This is a genomic window from Massilia sp. CT11-108, from assembly GCF_047302915.1.
In the GTDB taxonomy this organism is placed as follows: Bacteria; Pseudomonadota; Gammaproteobacteria; order Burkholderiales; family Burkholderiaceae_D; genus Telluria; species Telluria orientalis.
Window position 1 is genome coordinate 1 of sequence record NZ_JBKYMO010001709.1, and the last position, 243, is coordinate 243.

1 protein-coding gene is annotated in these 243 nt (G+C 69.1%); it reads right to left on the bottom strand.

The genetic code is table 11. The features are described from left to right. Nucleotides 1–235, bottom strand: a 235-nt coding sequence (locus ACEN88_RS36115; protein WP_413347184.1) for a methyl-accepting chemotaxis protein, incomplete at its 3' end; no start/stop codon positions are given. Nucleotides 236–243: the final 8 nt, after the last annotated feature.

Here is a 243-nt window from a genome sequence, read left to right on the forward strand (position 1 = left end):
ACTGGGCCATGGCATCCAGCGACGCCCCGGCCTCGTTGGCCTGGGCCGACGTGCCGTCGCCGGCCTCGCTGGAGCGGCGCATGGACTCGACCGCCGATTGGGTGCCGGCCTGCAAGCGGTCGATCATGCCCTGGATTTCCTGGGTACTGATTTGCGTGCGACTGGCCAGCGCCCGCACTTCGTCGGCAACCACCGCAAAACCACGTCCGGCCTCACCGGCACGGGCAGCTTCAATGGCGGCGT